Annotated in this window: 11 protein-coding genes; all 11 read left to right on the top strand. The window is 61.2% G+C overall.

Annotated elements, in window-relative coordinates; genetic code table 11:
* The first annotated feature begins 130 nt into the window (after window positions 1-130).
* Complete coding sequence (rnr, locus tag HX868_RS00810) at window positions 131-2,758, top strand: ribonuclease R (protein ID WP_177001581.1); 2,628 nt, start codon at window positions 131-133, stop codon at window positions 2,756-2,758.
* Window positions 2,755-3,516 carry a 23S rRNA (guanosine(2251)-2'-O)-methyltransferase RlmB gene (gene rlmB, locus HX868_RS00805; RefSeq protein WP_003188074.1) on the top strand — a complete coding sequence of 254 codons (762 nt, stop codon included), beginning with the start codon at window positions 2,755-2,757 and terminating at the stop codon, window positions 3,514-3,516. The genes rnr and rlmB overlap by 4 nt, the downstream gene beginning before the upstream one ends.
* Window positions 3,517-3,787: 271 nt before the next feature.
* Window positions 3,788-4,210 (top strand): 30S ribosomal protein S6, encoded by a 423-nt coding sequence (rpsF, locus tag HX868_RS00800; protein ID WP_003236224.1) that lies wholly within the window; start codon window positions 3,788-3,790, stop codon window positions 4,208-4,210.
* A 28-nt stretch (window positions 4,211-4,238) separates the two neighbouring features.
* Window positions 4,239-4,469: a 30S ribosomal protein S18 gene (gene rpsR, locus HX868_RS00795; protein WP_002551829.1), complete on the top strand. Its 231-nt coding sequence runs from the start codon at window positions 4,239-4,241 to the stop codon at window positions 4,467-4,469.
* 36 nt (window positions 4,470-4,505) lie between these two features.
* On the top strand, window positions 4,506-5,399 hold the full coding sequence (locus HX868_RS00790; protein WP_177001580.1) for a YybS family protein: 894 nt from the start codon (window positions 4,506-4,508) through the stop codon (window positions 5,397-5,399).
* Window positions 5,400-5,417: 18 nt separating this feature from the next.
* Window positions 5,418-5,864 carry a 50S ribosomal protein L9 gene (gene rplI, locus HX868_RS00785; RefSeq protein WP_016976915.1) on the top strand — a complete coding sequence of 149 codons (447 nt, stop codon included), beginning with the start codon at window positions 5,418-5,420 and terminating at the stop codon, window positions 5,862-5,864.
* 110 nt (window positions 5,865-5,974) lie between these two features.
* Window positions 5,975-7,372 (top strand): replicative DNA helicase, encoded by a 1,398-nt coding sequence (gene dnaB / locus HX868_RS00780; protein ID WP_016976916.1) that lies wholly within the window; start codon window positions 5,975-5,977, stop codon window positions 7,370-7,372.
* A gap of 96 nt (window positions 7,373-7,468) precedes the next feature.
* Entirely contained in the window at window positions 7,469-9,772 is a 2,304-nt protein-coding gene (locus tag HX868_RS00775; protein ID WP_177001579.1) for a YgiQ family radical SAM protein, read from the top strand.
* A 223-nt stretch (window positions 9,773-9,995) separates the two neighbouring features.
* Window positions 9,996-10,928 carry an Ssp4 family T6SS effector gene (gene ssp4, locus HX868_RS00770; RefSeq protein WP_177001578.1) on the top strand — a complete coding sequence of 311 codons (933 nt, stop codon included), beginning with the start codon at window positions 9,996-9,998 and terminating at the stop codon, window positions 10,926-10,928.
* Complete coding sequence (locus tag HX868_RS00765) at window positions 10,925-11,374, top strand: hypothetical protein (RefSeq protein WP_177001577.1); 450 nt, start codon at window positions 10,925-10,927, stop codon at window positions 11,372-11,374. Before ssp4 ends, HX868_RS00765 begins: the two co-directional genes overlap by 4 nt.
* 175 nt (window positions 11,375-11,549) lie before the next feature.
* Window positions 11,550-14,840: a transglutaminase family protein gene (locus HX868_RS00760; RefSeq protein WP_177001576.1), complete on the top strand. Its 3,291-nt coding sequence runs from the start codon at window positions 11,550-11,552 to the stop codon at window positions 14,838-14,840.
* Window positions 14,841-14,976 lie beyond the last annotated feature (136 nt).

Raw genomic sequence — 14,976 nt, 5'->3', positions numbered from 1 at the left:
GCCAATGGTCGTGCAAGGTGTCCGCCGGGGGCTGCAAAGGGCTTTAAAAGGCTTGTTGGCGTCTGAAATTTCCCGTTTCAATACGCGTATGCCAAACTAACCCGCATATAGACAAGGTGAAAACTCTCTAATGGCCGATTGGCAGTCCCTCGATCCCGAGGCCGCTCGTGAAGCGGAAAAATATGAAAACCCTATTCCTAGCCGCGAACTGATCCTGGCGCACCTCGCCGATCGGGGTTCGCCTGCTAGCCGCGAGCAGTTGGTTGAAGAATTCGGTCTGACCACCGAAGACCAGCTCGAAGCCCTGCGCCGCCGTTTGCGTGCCATGGAGCGTGATGCTCAACTGATCTACACCCGCCGTGGCACTTACGCGCCTGTGGATAAGCTCGACCTGATCCTGGGCCGCATTGCCGGCCATCGTGACGGCTTCGGCTTCCTGATCCCGGACGACGGCAGCGATGACCTGTTCATGAGCCCGGCGCAAATGCGCCTGGTGTTCGATGGCGACCGTGCCCTGGCGCGCGTTTCCGGCCTGGACCGTCGCGGTCGCCGTGAAGGCGTGATCGTCGAAGTGGTGTCCCGTGCCCACGAGTCCATCGTCGGCCGTTACTTCGAAGAAGGTGGCATTGGCTTTGTCGTGCCGGATAACCCGAAGGTCCAGCAGGAAGTGCTGATCACACCGGGCCGTAATGGCGCCGCCAAAGTCGGTCAGTTCGTCGAGGTGAAGATCACCCACTGGCCAACCGCGCGCTTCCAGCCTCAGGGCGACATCGTTGAGGTGGTCGGCAACTACATGGCGCCGGGCATGGAAATCGACGTGGCGCTGCGCACCTACGATATTCCTCACGTCTGGCCTGAGGCTGTGCTCAAAGAAGCCGGCAAGCTCAAGCCTGAAGTGGAAGAGAAAGACAAAGAAAAACGCATCGACCTGCGCCATCTGCCGTTCGTCACCATCGACGGCGAAGACGCCCGCGACTTTGACGATGCGGTCTACTGCGAAGCCAAGCCCGGCAAGCTGCGCTTGTTCTCCGGTGGCTGGAAGTTGTTCGTCGCGATTGCCGACGTGTCCAGCTACGTGAAGATCGGTTCGGCCCTGGATAACGAAGCCCAGGTGCGCGGCAACTCCGTGTACTTCCCTGAGCGCGTGATCCCGATGCTGCCTGAGCAGCTGTCCAACGGACTCTGCTCCCTGAACCCGAAAGTCGACCGTTTGGCCATGGTGTGCGAGATGACTATCTCGAAAACCGGCGAAATGACCGACTACCAGTTCTACGAAGCGGTGATCCACTCCCAGGCGCGCCTGACCTACAACAAGGTCAGCACCATCCTGGAAACGCCGAAGACCAGCGAAGCCAAGGCCCTGCGCAGCGAGTACGCTGGCGTGGTGCCGCACCTCAAGCAGCTTTACTCGCTGTACAAAGTGCTGCTGGGCGCCCGTCATACCCGTGGCGCGATCGATTTTGAAACCCAGGAAACCCGGATTGTCTTCGGTTCCGAGCGCAAGATCGCTGCGATCACGCCGACCACGCGTAACGATGCGCACAAGCTGATCGAGGAATGCATGCTGGCGGCCAACGTGGCCACCGCTGAATTCCTGAAGAAGCATGAGATTCCTGCGTTGTACCGCGTGCACGACGGCCCGCCACCGGAGCGCCTGGAAAAACTGCGCGCCTTCCTCGGCGAGCTCGGCCTGTCCCTGCACAAAGGCAAGGACGGCCCGACGCCGAAGGACTATCAGGCGCTGCTCGCGAGCATCAAGGACCGTCCGGATTACCATGTGATCCAGACCGTCATGCTGCGCTCCCTGAGCCAGGCGGTGTACAGTGCCGATAACCAGGGCCACTTCGGCCTGAATTACGAGGCGTACACCCACTTCACCTCGCCGATTCGCCGCTACCCGGACCTGCTCACGCACCGCGCGATCCGCAGTGTGATCCACTCCAAGCAGAACACCCCGCACGTCAAGCGTGCCGGTGCCATGACCATTCCGAAGGCACGGATCTATCCGTACGACGAAGCGGCCCTGGAACAACTGGGCGAGCAGTGCTCCATGAGCGAGCGCCGTGCCGACGAAGCCACCCGCGACGTGGTGAACTGGCTCAAGTGCGAGTTCATGAAGGATCGCGTAGGCGAGACGTTCCCAGGCGTGATCACGGCCGTGACCGGCTTTGGTCTGTTTGTTGAACTGACCGACATCTACGTCGAAGGCCTGGTGCACGTCACCGCCTTGCCGGGTGACTACTACCACTTCGATCCTGTGCACCACCGCCTGGCGGGCGAGCGCACCGGTCGCAGCTTCCGTCTGGGCGATACCGTGGAAGTGCAGGTCATGCGCGTCGATCTCGACGAGCGCAAGATCGACTTCGGCATGTCCGACAAGCCAGCCGAATCGCCGGGCAGCCGTAAAAAGCGTGGCAGCGAACCGGCCAGCAAAGGCAAGGCCGCGCCTGCTAAAGCAGCGGCCGCCGAGCCTGCACCCGCGAAGGCTGGTCGTCGTCCGTCGGCCAAGGAAAAGGCACCCGAAGCCTACCGCCCAAGCGATGCGGCGGCGAAAAACGCCGAGCTGCGCAAGAGTCGCGAGTTGAAGCAGCAGTTGCTCAACGAAGCCAAAAGCGGTGGTAAAGCGGCGTCTGGGGGAAAGTCCCACGGGGCAGAAAAGCCGTCGAGCAAGCCAAGTAAACACCGTAAAGGCCCGCCAAAAGCGGGTTCGGGCCCTGCCAAGAGCGGCGGGTCGCGCAAACCTAAGGCCAAGTCATGAGTCTGGAAAAAATCTACGGCGTCCACGCCGTAGAAGCACTGCTGCGTCACCACCCGAAACGCGTCAAGCAAGTGTGGCTGGCCGAGGGCCGCAGCGAGCCGCGCGTACAGGCGCTGGTTGAACTGGCGACCCAAAACAAGGTTGCCATCGGTCAGGCCGAGCGCCGTGAAATGGACGTCTGGGTTGAAGGCGTTCACCAAGGCGTGGTGGCGGACGTAAGCCCGAGCCAGGTCTGGGGCGAAGCGATGCTCGACGAGCTGCTCGACCGTACCGAAGGTGCGCCGTTGCTGCTGGTGCTGGACGGCGTGACCGATCCGCACAACCTCGGCGCTTGCCTGCGTTCGGCGGACGCTGCCGGCGCGCTGGCGGTGATCGTGCCCAAGGACAAGTCGGCCACCCTGACGCCGGTTGTGCGCAAGGTTGCCTGCGGCGCGGCGGAAGTGATTCCGTTGGTGGCCGTGACCAACCTGGCGCGCACCCTGGAGAAACTCCAGCAGCGTGGCCTGTGGGTCGTGGGCACGGCAGGCGAGGCCGAGGTCAGCATTTATGACCAGGACCTCACCGGGCCGACCATCCTGATCATGGGCGCCGAAGGCAAAGGTATGCGTCGCCTGACTCGTGAGCACTGCGATTACCTGGTGCATTTGCCGATGGCCGGTAGCGTCAGCAGTCTCAACGTGTCGGTCGCCACCGGCGTATGCCTGTTTGAAGCCCAGCGCCAACGCGGTGCGAAGGCCAAGGCCAAGCCGAAGAAGTAAACCTCTCGACTGTAGGAGCCGGCTTGCCGGCGATAGCGATCTTCCGGACGCCATCGCTGGCAAGCCGGCTCCTACAATTGGTTTGTGGTGTTTGGAAGATTGTTCAAATAATCACCAATCACCTTGCACGCTTCCTCCCCCTTCTCTACAATTGCGCCCCTTGCCTTCCTGGCAGGCACCGATGTGCCTCCCTGCGGCAAGATCCATAAGTGTCATTCACTCCTTGTCTGACCGTTTTTGAGCGGCAGGCTACAACCCGTAAGGAGCATTCATGCGTCATTACGAAATCATCTTTTTGGTCCACCCGGATCAAAGCGAGCAAGTCGGCGGCATGGTTGAGCGTTACACCAAGCTGATCGAAGAAGACGGCGGCAAAATCCACCGTCTGGAAGATTGGGGCCGTCGTCAACTGGCCTACGCAATCAACAATGTTCACAAGGCTCACTACGTGATGCTGAACGTTGAGTGCACTGGCAAGGCCCTGGCCGAGCTTGAAGACAACTTCCGCTACAACGATGCTGTGATCCGTAACCTGGTCATCCGTCGCGAAGAAGCCGTTACCGGCCAATCCGAGATGCTCAAGGCTGAAGAAAACCGCAGTGAGCGCCGTGAGCGTCGCGACCGTCCTGAGCACGAAGGCGCTGATAGCGCTGATAGTGATGACAGCGACAACAGCGATAACGCTGACGAGTAATCCACGGACCTTTTAAGGAGCCTATCAAATGGCACGTTTCTTCCGTCGTCGTAAATTCTGCCGCTTCACCGCTGAAGACGTGAAAGAGATCGATTACAAAGATCTCAACACTCTGAAAGCCTACGTATCCGAGACCGGCAAAATCGTTCCAAGCCGTATCACCGGTACCAAAGCACGTTATCAGCGTCAGCTGGCCACCGCTATCAAGCGCGCCCGCTTCCTGGCCCTGCTGGCCTACACCGACAGCCACGGCCGCTGAGACCGGGCAGTCGACAAGTAGTAAGGGATTGAATGCATGCGCGCCTTAGCTGAGTTCATCATGCGCGGTCGTGTGCAGGCCACTCTGGTAGTGGCTGGATGTGCAGCATTGCCGTTGTTGTATTGGTTGGCTGCTGCCGCTGGATGCCTTGTGCTCCTGCGGCGCGGTTTGCAGGATGCCGTTGGCATCCTGGCCCTGGGAGTCGTAGCCGCCTTGATCTGGTGGTTGCAACTGGGCGAACCCAAAGTGCTTCTGGTGCTGCTGGGGGCGTCGAGCCTTGCGTTGGTTTTGCGCGCAAGTGAGTCCTGGGTCCGCACGCTGCTGGTCAGCGTGGCATTGGGGTTGGTGTTTTCGGTGTTGATTGACGCGGCTTTCCGCCCGCAGATCGAGGCGCTGTCGCAAGAGATCGTCAAGATCCTGCCGATGGCCCTCGGGGAACTCTACCAACAGCTGTCGGTAGAAGAGCGAGCGCGACTGGCAACGCTGATTGCACCGGCCCTGATCGGCCTGATGGCGGTAATGATGCAGATCGTCAGTTTGCTGAGCCTGATGCTTGGGCGTTATTGGCAGGCGTTGTTGTACAACCCGGGTGGTTTTGGTCGCGAGTTTCGCAGTATCAGAATCCCCGTGGGCCCGGCGATGTTGCTGCTGGCACTCATGGTGGTCGGACCGTACTTCGGTTCACAAGCCACCTTGCTGGTGCTGTTTTGCAGCGTACCGCTGGTGTTTTCCGGACTGGCCCTGATTCACGGGCTGGTCGCGCAGAAGCGCCTGGCCAAGTTCTGGCTGGTGGGGATGTACGTAACGATGCTGATGTTCATGCAACTGATCTATCCGTTACTCGTGGTTTTGGCCATTGTCGACGGCCTGATTGATTTTCGCGGTCGTCTGGCGCCGAAAGACGCCGATAACGCGAACGGTGAAGGTTAAAAGTTAGAGGATTTTCACATGCAACTGATCCTTCTGGAAAAAGTCGCCAACCTGGGCAACCTGGGCGACAAAGTGAACGTTAAGGCCGGTTACGGTCGTAACTACCTGCTGCCATACGGCAAAGCCACCGCTGCAACCGCTGCCAACCTGGCTGCGTTTGAAGAGCGTCGTGCTGAGCTGGAACAAGCAGCAGCAGACAAAAAAGCTTCGGCCGAAACTCGCGCTGCCCAACTGGCTGAGCTGGAAGTGACTATCACTGCCACCGCCGGTGACGAAGGCAAGCTGTTCGGTTCGATCGGCACCCACGACATCGCTGATGCACTGACCGCCTCCGGCGTTGAAGTGCAGAAGAGCGAAGTTCGTCTGCCGAACGGCACCATCCGTAACGTAGGCGAATTCGACGTAGCCGTGCACCTGCACGCCGAAGTTGAAGCCACCGTACGCGTTATCGTGGTAGCAGCTTAAGCAGCACCTAACTGACTGGCACCTCGCGTGTCAGCCAGTTAACATCGGGCACGATCCTGTTTACAGGTCGTGCCTTTTGTTTTTCTACACTCCCCAAATTCCAAGTGGCCATGAACGATATTTCAGCTCCTGAGCAATACGATCTGCAAACCGCTGCCCTGAAGGTGCCGCCGCATTCCATCGAGGCCGAACAGGCCGTGCTCGGTGGTTTGATGCTGGACAACAACGCCTGGGAACGCGTGCTGGATCAAGTCTCGGACGGTGACTTCTATCGCCATGACCACCGCCTGATCTTCCGCGCCATCGCCAAGCTGGCCGACCAGAACTCACCGATCGATGTGGTGACCTTGGCCGAGCAGCTAGACAAGGAAGGCCAGACCTCCCAGGTTGGCGGCCTCGGCTACCTCGGTGAGCTGGCGAAGAACACGCCGTCCGTCGCCAACATCAAAGCCTATGCCCAGATTGTTCGCCAGCGGGCCACGCTGCGCCAACTGATCGGTATCAGCACCGAGATCGCCGACAGCGCCTTCAATCCGGAAGGGCGTACCGCCGAAGAGATCCTCGACGAAGCCGAACGCCAGATCTTCCAGATCGCCGAGGCCCGCCCGAAAACCGGCGGCCCGGTGGGCGTCAACGAGCTGTTGACCAAGGCCATCGACCGTATCGACACGCTGTTCAACACCGACGCGGCCATCACCGGTATTTCTACCGGTTATGCCGACCTGGACGAGAAGACCAGCGGCCTGCAGCCGTCCGACTTGATCATCGTTGCCGGTCGTCCGTCCATGGGTAAGACCACCTTCGCGATGAACCTGGTGGAAAACGCCGTGTTGCGCAGCGACAAGACTGTCTTGGTGTACTCCCTCGAGATGCCCGGTGAATCGCTGATCATGCGGATGCTCTCGTCCCTGGGGCGTATCGACCAGACCAAGGTGCGTTCCGGCCAGCTGGAAGACGACGACTGGCCGCGGCTGACCTCGGCGGTCAACCTGCTCAATGACCGCAAGCTGTTCATCGACGACACCGCGGGCATCAGCCCCTCGGAGATGCGTGCACGCACCCGCCGCCTGGTGCGTGAGCACGGTGACATCGCCCTGATCATGATCGACTACCTCCAGTTGATGCAGATCCCGGGTTCCAGCGGTGACAGCCGGACCAACGAGATTTCCGAGATTTCCCGGTCCTTGAAAGCCCTGGCCAAGGAATTCAACTGCCCAGTGGTGGCGCTGTCCCAGCTCAACCGTTCCCTGGAACAACGTCCCAACAAGCGCCCGGTGAACTCCGACTTGCGGGAATCGGGTGCGATCGAGCAGGACGCCGACGTCATCATGTTCGTGTACCGCGACGAGGTGTACCACCCCGAGACCGAGCACAAGGGCATCGCCGAGATCATCATCGGCAAGCAGCGGAACGGCCCCATCGGTTTTATCCGCCTGGCCTTCATCGGTAAGTACACCCGCTTCGAGAACCTCGCGCCGGGCAGCTACAACTTCGACGACGACGAATAACCCGTCTGCTCAATTCCGACCATTACCGTCGGAATTGGTCAAAATTTGTGCTATATTCCGCGCCCGCGATTTTCCATCTCAACACCGGTCACCGTCATGCAAACAGCCAAGCCGTTATTTGACTATCCCAAGTACTGGGCCGAATGTTTCGGTCCAGCGCCATTCCTGCCGATGAGCAGGGAGGAGATGGATCAGCTTGGCTGGGATTCCTGCGACATCATCATCGTCACCGGTGATGCGTATGTTGACCATCCGTCGTTCGGCATGGCGATCATCGGCCGGCTGCTGGAGTCCCAGGGCTTCCGCGTCGGGATCATTGCCCAGCCGAACTGGCAGTCCAAAGACGACTTCATGAAGCTCGGCGAGCCGAACCTGTTCTTCGGCGTCGCGGCCGGCAACATGGACTCGATGATCAACCGCTACACCGCCGACAAGAAAATCCGTTCCGACGACGCCTACACTCCTGGCGGCATGGCCGGCAAACGCCCGGACCGCGCGAGCCTGGTGTACAGCCAGCGTTGCAAGGAAGCCTACAAGAACGTGCCGATCGTGCTCGGCGGCATCGAAGCCTCCCTGCGCCGCATCGCCCACTACGACTACTGGCAGGACCGCGTGCGCAACTCGATCCTGATCGACGCCACCGCCGATATCCTGCTGTACGGCAACGCCGAGCGTGCGATTGTCGAAGTCGCCCAGCGCCTGTCGTGGGGCCACAAGATCGAAGACATCACGGACGTGCGCGGCACCGCGTTCATTCGCCGTGACACGCCGGTGGGCTGGTACGAAGTGGACTCCACCCGCATCGATCGCCCGGGCAAGATCGACAAGATCATCAACCCGTACGTCAACACCCAGGACACCCAGGCTTGCGCTATCGAGCAAGATAAGGGGCCGGTGGATGACCCGGAAGAAGCCAAGGTCGTCCAGATCCTGGCCAGCCCGCGCATGACCCGCGACAAGACCGTGATCCGCCTGCCTTCGGTGGAAAAGGTCCGTGGTGACGCGGTGCTCTACGCCCACGCCAACCGCGTGTTGCACCTGGAAACCAACCCAGGCAACGCCCGCGCCCTGGTGCAGAAGCACGGTGAAGTGGACGTGTGGTTCAACCCGCCGCCCATCCCGATGACCACCGAAGAAATGGACTACGTGTTCGGCATGCCTTACGCACGTGTCCCGCACCCGGCGTACGGCAAGGAAAAGATCCCGGCCTACGACATGATCCGTTTCTCGGTGAACATCATGCGTGGCTGCTTTGGTGGCTGCACCTTCTGCTCGATCACCGAGCACGAAGGCCGCATCATCCAGAACCGTTCCGAAGAGTCGATCATCCGCGAGATCGAAGAGATCCGCGACAAAGTGCCGGGCTTTACCGGCGTGATCTCCGACCTCGGCGGCCCGACCGCGAACATGTACCGCATCGCCTGCAAGAGCCCGGAAATCGAATCCGCGTGCCGCAAGCCGTCGTGCGTGTTCCCTGGCATCTGCCCGAACCTGAACACCGATCACTCGTCGTTGATCCAGCTCTACCGCAGCGCCCGTGCGTTGCCGGGTGTGAAGAAGATCCTGATCGCCTCCGGTCTGCGTTACGACTTGGCCGTTGAGTCGCCGGAATATGTCAAAGAGCTGGTCACCCACCACGTTGGTGGCTACCTCAAGATCGCCCCGGAACACACCGAGGAAGGTCCGCTCAACCAGATGATGAAACCGGGCATTGGCAGCTATGACAAGTTCAAGCGCATGTTCGAGAAGTACACCAAGGAAGCGGGCAAGGAGCAGTACCTGATTCCTTACTTCATCGCCGCCCACCCCGGCACCACCGATGAAGACATGATGAACCTGGCCCTGTGGCTCAAGGGCAATGGCTTCCGTGCCGACCAGGTGCAGGCGTTCTACCCGTCGCCGATGGCCACCGCCACCGCGATGTACCACTCGGGCAAGAACCCGCTGCGCAAGGTCACCTACAAGAGCGACGCGGTGACCATCGTCAAGAGCGAAGACCAGCGCCGTCTGCACAAGGCGTTCCTGCGCTACCACGACCCGAAAGGCTGGCCAATGCTGCGTGAAGCACTGACCCGCATGGGCCGTGCCGACTTGATCGGGCCGGGCAAGGACCAACTGATCCCGCTGCACCAGCCGAGCACCGACAGCTACCAGAGCGCCCGTCGCAAGAACTCAACGCCGGCCGGCAGCCACAAGGTCGCCAAGGAAACCACCACCAAGATCCTCACCCAGCACACCGGCCTGCCACCGCGCGGCAGCGACGGCAGCAACCCGTGGGACAAGCGTGAGCAAGCCAAGGCCGCCGCCCAGGCGCGCAACAAGCAGGCCGCCAAGGAGCGCGCGGATGCGGCCAAGGGCAAGGGTGGCAAGCCTGCGCGCAAGCCGGTGGTGCCGCGTTGATCGCAGCCTGAATAGTTAGAACGCCAGCCTAGTGCTGGCGTTTTGCTTTCTATTCGGTGGCGAGCCTGTTTGTTAAGGTGGCGCCCATTAGATTGCCATCGCTGGCAAGCCAGCTCCTACCGTTGACCGCGTTTTAACGTTGGAATGCGGTCAACGGTAGGAGCCGGCTTGCCGGCGATGACGTCAGACCCGTCACCGCAATTTTTCAAGGAAGAGCACCCCCATGGGCACCCCCCTGGCCGGCATCGGCATGGACTTCAATCGCTCCCAATTCATGGCGCGCCAGCGCATCGAGAGCCAGATCAACCTGCCGCGCCTGTTCGCTGCCATCGACGCAGACCCCGGTATCGTCGGCGCGGGTGTCGTGTACATTGACGCCGATTTCAACGTGGTGACCCTGCGCGAATTCAAGCCGATCTGCAGCATCAGGCCCAAGCGCGTCATTTTGCGCGAGGCGCAGAAGTACATTTCGCCCGCCCAGTTTGTGGAACAGGTGAAAACCGACCCCCGCGAAGGTCGCCTGCAGAAGGAGGCATTCGACATGGGGCTGTCGTGCGGCGCAGCGATCATTGGCTGGATCGTGGTGTTCAGTGGCAGCGTGGCCGTCCCCTTCACCGCCGGCGCCAGTGCGTTTGTGGTGGGCATTGGTATCACGGCGGCGTTGGCCAGCAGTGCGCAATGCGGGTTTGGCGTGGCACGTACCTTTAACGAAGTACTCGACCCGGATGCCAACGATCGCATGGACGACGCCGAATGGTATGGCGCCGTTTCGCCCATCCTTGATGCGGCCTCGTTGGTGGGTATCGGCACGGGTGCGTTGACCACGGTCCGGCTGCTCAAGGCCAACAAGGCCGCAGCATTGGGCAAGAGTTGGTACGAGTTGCTCAAGGGCCTGAGCCGCCAGGAACGCAAGAAGTTGACCAAGGAGTTGCTCAGCCTGCGTGATCCCAGCCTGACGCCCAAGCTGCTCAAGTTACAGCAGCGCGCCGGTAAACTGACCAAAAGCTACAGTTCCACGCAAATTCGCCATGCCACCATGACCCAGCTCAGGGATGCCCTGGGAGGCGTCCTCGGCATCTGGGGCAGCCACCGCAGCGGCCACGTGGGCAGTGCCGAAACAATTGCCATCGGCCTCTACGAGGACCTGACGGAATGAGCGGCTTTCCCGATATGCGCAGTTTCCTGGCGCGCTATTTCCCGGTTTTCATGGGCACCATCTTCATGGCGATCTTCTCCGGTTCGGCGGCCGTGTCCATGGCGGGTGTGACCTACCTGCGCGCCGTCGATCCCGAGCTCAAGTCCAGCTACTCGGGCGCCATGATCCTGGGGCTGGTGGCGGTGATTGTGTTCGCCAATGTGATGATTGCGCGAGGCTACGCCTGGGCAACCAGGCTGGTGGCCGGGTATCTGGCGGCTTGTTTGTTGTTCGTCTTGCCGATGATCCAGTACGACCTGCCCACGCTGGTCTATGGCTTGGCGGTGCTCTTTCCACTGCTGGGGTTACTGCTGCTCAACAGCCAGCGCCATCGCGAAATGCGCCAGCGACTCCTAGACATACGCCACCTGCGCCAAACCGCGATCGCCGCGCGCAAAACGCGCTGATTGAGTAGATTCATCACGCCTGCCACAAATATGTGCGAGCCTCGCACCATTGGCGCAGCCACAGCGCCGTTTTGGTGCTGTACTGCAACGGGTCTTACGATAAAGCGCAATGACCGCCGCTCTGGCATAAGTCTTGCGCGCTTTGTTTCCATGCCCTGGCTCGCAGGAGGCCGCCGTGTCGATTCATGTCGCGTTGCACCACGTTACGCATTACCGCTACGACCGCGCGGTCGAACTCGGCCCGCAGATTGTGCGTCTACGCCCGGCGGCCCATAGCCGCACGCGGATTCTGTCCTACGCGCTGAAAGTGCTGCCCGAACAGCACTTCATCAATTGGCAGCAAGACCCTCAAGGCAATTACCTGGCGCGCTTGGTGTTTCCGGAAAAGACCAATGAGCTGCGCATCGAGGTCGACCTGGTCGCTGAAATGGCGGTGTTCAACCCCTTTGACTTTTTCCTCGAGCCCTATGCCGAGAAAATCCCCTTCAGCTACGCCGCCGACGAGCAGCGCGAGCTGGCGCCGTACCTGGAAACGCTGCCACTGACGCCGAAGTTCGCCGCGTACCTGGCGGGTATCGACCGCACGCCCTTGCCGGCCGTGGACTTTCTGGTGGGCCTCAATCAGCGCCTGGCGGCTGATATCGGCTACTTGATTCGCATGGAACCGGGTGTGCAAACGCCTGAATTCACTCTGGAAAATGCCTCCGGCTCGTGTCGCGACTCGGCCTGGTTGCTGGTGCAGCTCCTGCGAAATCTGGGGCTGGCAGCACGTTTCGTGTCCGGTTACCTGATTCAACTCACCGCCGACGTCAAAGCCCTCGATGGGCCTTCCGGCACCGAAGTGGACTTCACCGACCTGCACGCCTGGTGCGAAGTGTATTTGCCCGGCGCCGGCTGGATCGGCCTGGACGCCACCTCCGGGTTGTTCGCCGGTGAAGGCCATATTCCGTTGGCGTGTAGTCCCGATCCATCGTCCGCCGCACCGATCAGTGGGCTGGTGGAGCCTTGCGAGTGCGAATTCACCCACGAAATGTCGGTTGAGCGGATTTGGGAAGCCCCACGCGTCACCAAGCCTTACACCGAAGAACAATGGCTGGCGATCCAGGCCTTGGGTCGTCAGATCGATGGCGACCTGCTCAAGGACGATGTGCGCCTGACCATGGGCGGCGAGCCGACCTTCGTTTCCATCGACGATCCCGACGGCGCCGAGTGGAACACCGCCGCGCTCGGGCCGGACAAACGTCGGCTCTCCGCCGAGTTGTTCCAGCGTATGCGCAAGCACTACGCACCCAAGGGGTTGGTGCACTTCGGCCAGGGCAAGTGGTACCCCGGCGAGCAGTTGCCGCGTTGGTCGCTTAATTGCTACTGGCGCCGCGACGGCGTGCCGATCTGGCACAACAGCGCGTTGATTGCCGATGAGCAAGAAGACTACGGCGCGGACGGCGCGCTGACCGGACGTTTCCTGGCCAGCGTCGCAGAGCGCCTCAAATTACCGGCGCGCTTTGTGTTCCCGGCCTTCGAAGACAACTTCTACTACCTGTGGCGCGAAGGCGCGCTGCCGCAAAACGTCACCGCCCAAGATCCGCGGCTGAGCGACGATCTGGAGCGCGAACGCCTGCGCAAGGTGTTCAGCCAGGGCCTGGATAAAGTCATCGGCCAAGTGCTGCCGCTGGCGCGCACGGCGGCCAATGATCGTTGGCAGAGCGGGCGCTGGTACCTGCGTGACAACCACTGCCGCCTGGTGCCGGGGGATTCGCCGTTGGGCTATCGCCTGCCACTGGCCTCGCAGCCATGGGTGACGGCGGCGGAGTACCCGTTTGTACATCCGACGGATCCGAACCAGGATCAGCCGGAGCTGCCGGCCACGGCGCAACTGCAACACCATGCAGAGCCTGCGCCGAGTGATGAGCGCGTGCCCAAGGTGGACGAATCCGCCGACTGGCTGACCCGCACCGCCCTGTGCGCCGAAGCGCGGGACGGGCGCCTCTATCTGTTCATGCCGCCCTTGGAGCGCGTTGAAGACTATCTGGAGTTGGTGGCAGCCATTGAAGCCACCGCCGAAGAGCTGCACTGCCCGGTATTGCTGGAAGGCTACGAGCCGCCGGCCGACACGCGGCTGAGTAACTTCCGCGTCACGCCGGACCCGGGTGTGATTGAGGTCAACGTGCAGCCGTCCGCCACGTGGGACGAGTTGGTGGAACGCACCGAATTTCTCTACGAAGAGGCGCGGCAAACGCGATTGACCACCGAAAAATTCATGATCGACGGGCGTCACACCGGTACCGGCGGCGGTAATCACTTTGTACTCGGTGGTGCAACGCCCAAGGACTCACCGTTCCTGCGCCGACCCGATCTGCTGCGCAGTCTGATCAGCTACTGGCACAACCACCCGTCATTGTCCTACCTGTTTTCCGGTCTGTTCATCGGCCCGACTTCCCAGGCTCCACGGGTGGACGAGGCGCGTAATGACGCGCTGTACGAATTGGAAATCGCCTTCGCACAAATGCCAGAGCCCGGCGAAGAATGCCCGCCGTGGTTAGTGGACCGATTGCTGCGCAACCTGCTGATCGACGTGACGGGTAATACCCACCGCGCCGAATTTTGCATCGACAAACTCTATTCGCCGGACGGCGCCACCGGCCGCTTGGGCCTGCTTGAACTGCGGGCCTTTGAAATGCCTCCCCATGCGCGCATGAGCCTGACCCAGCAGTTGTTGCTACGGGCGCTGGTCGCGCGTTTCTGGCGCGAACCCTACGCGCCGCCGAAGCTGGCGCGCTGGGGCACGGAGCTGCACGACCGTTTCCTGCTGCCGCATTTTATCGAGCAAGACTTTGCCGACGTGATCGTCGAACTCAACAGCGCCGGCTACCCGCTGCGCGCCGAGTGGTTTGCCGCGCACCTGGAATTCCGTTTCCCCAAAGTGGGTGACTACGCCGTCAGCGGGATCGAGCTGGAGCTGCGTCAGGCTCTGGAGCCCTGGCACGTCCTGGGAGAGGAGGGAGCGGTCGGCGGCACGGTGCGTTACGTGGATTCGTCCCTTGAGCGTCTGCAAGTCAAATTGACCGGGCTGCCCCCGCAGCGCTACCTGCTGACCTGCAATGGCGTCCCGGTTCCGCTGCAACCGACTGGGCGAGTCGGTGAGTTCGTCGCTGGCGTGCGTTATCGCGCCTGGCAACCGGCCAACTGCCTGCAACCGACCATCCCGGTGCATGCGCCGCTGGTGTTCGACCTGCTGGACACCTGGATGCAGCGTTCGCTGGGCGGCTGCCAGTACCACGTCGCCCATCCGGGCGGGCGCAATTACGACAGCCTGCCGGTGAATGCCAACGAGGCAGAGAGCCGGCGCATGGCGCGGTTTTTCCGGTTGGGGCATAGCCCTGGGAAGCAATCTGTGCCGACGGTAGTGGTGAACGATGAATTACCCATGACCCTCGATCTACGGCGTTTCCCCAATAAAAATGACTGAACGCCATCCAACTGTAGGAGCCGGCTTGCCGGCGATTGCGCTATATCAGTCACCAGAAATGTTGCCTGAACCACCGCTATCGTCGGCAAGCCGGCTCCTACAGTAGATTGCGATGAATTTGCATTAAACTGAGCCC

Source organism: Pseudomonas reactans, assembly GCF_013385825.1.
GTDB lineage: Bacteria > Pseudomonadota > Gammaproteobacteria > Pseudomonadales > Pseudomonadaceae > Aquipseudomonas > Aquipseudomonas reactans.
The sequence above is the reverse complement of the archived record's forward strand: the minus strand, read 5'-3'. Positions and strand labels throughout refer to the sequence as shown.

What these genes read in the sequence shown, in the direction of transcription:
- rnr (WP_177001581.1), top strand. Translation starts at nt 131, where the DNA reads ATGGCCGATTGGCAGTCCCTCGATCCCGAGGCCGCTCGTGAAGCGGAA.
- rlmB (WP_003188074.1), top strand. Translation starts at nt 2,755, where the DNA reads ATGAGTCTGGAAAAAATCTACGGCGTCCACGCCGTAGAAGCACTGCTG.
- rpsF (WP_003236224.1), top strand. Translation starts at nt 3,788, where the DNA reads ATGCGTCATTACGAAATCATCTTTTTGGTCCACCCGGATCAAAGCGAG.
- rpsR (WP_002551829.1), top strand. Translation starts at nt 4,239, where the DNA reads ATGGCACGTTTCTTCCGTCGTCGTAAATTCTGCCGCTTCACCGCTGAA.
- HX868_RS00790 (WP_177001580.1), top strand. Translation starts at nt 4,506, where the DNA reads ATGCGCGCCTTAGCTGAGTTCATCATGCGCGGTCGTGTGCAGGCCACT.
- rplI (WP_016976915.1), top strand. Translation starts at nt 5,418, where the DNA reads ATGCAACTGATCCTTCTGGAAAAAGTCGCCAACCTGGGCAACCTGGGC.
- dnaB (WP_016976916.1), top strand. Translation starts at nt 5,975, where the DNA reads ATGAACGATATTTCAGCTCCTGAGCAATACGATCTGCAAACCGCTGCC.
- HX868_RS00775 (WP_177001579.1), top strand. Translation starts at nt 7,469, where the DNA reads ATGCAAACAGCCAAGCCGTTATTTGACTATCCCAAGTACTGGGCCGAA.
- ssp4 (WP_177001578.1), top strand. Translation starts at nt 9,996, where the DNA reads ATGGGCACCCCCCTGGCCGGCATCGGCATGGACTTCAATCGCTCCCAA.
- HX868_RS00765 (WP_177001577.1), top strand. Translation starts at nt 10,925, where the DNA reads ATGAGCGGCTTTCCCGATATGCGCAGTTTCCTGGCGCGCTATTTCCCG.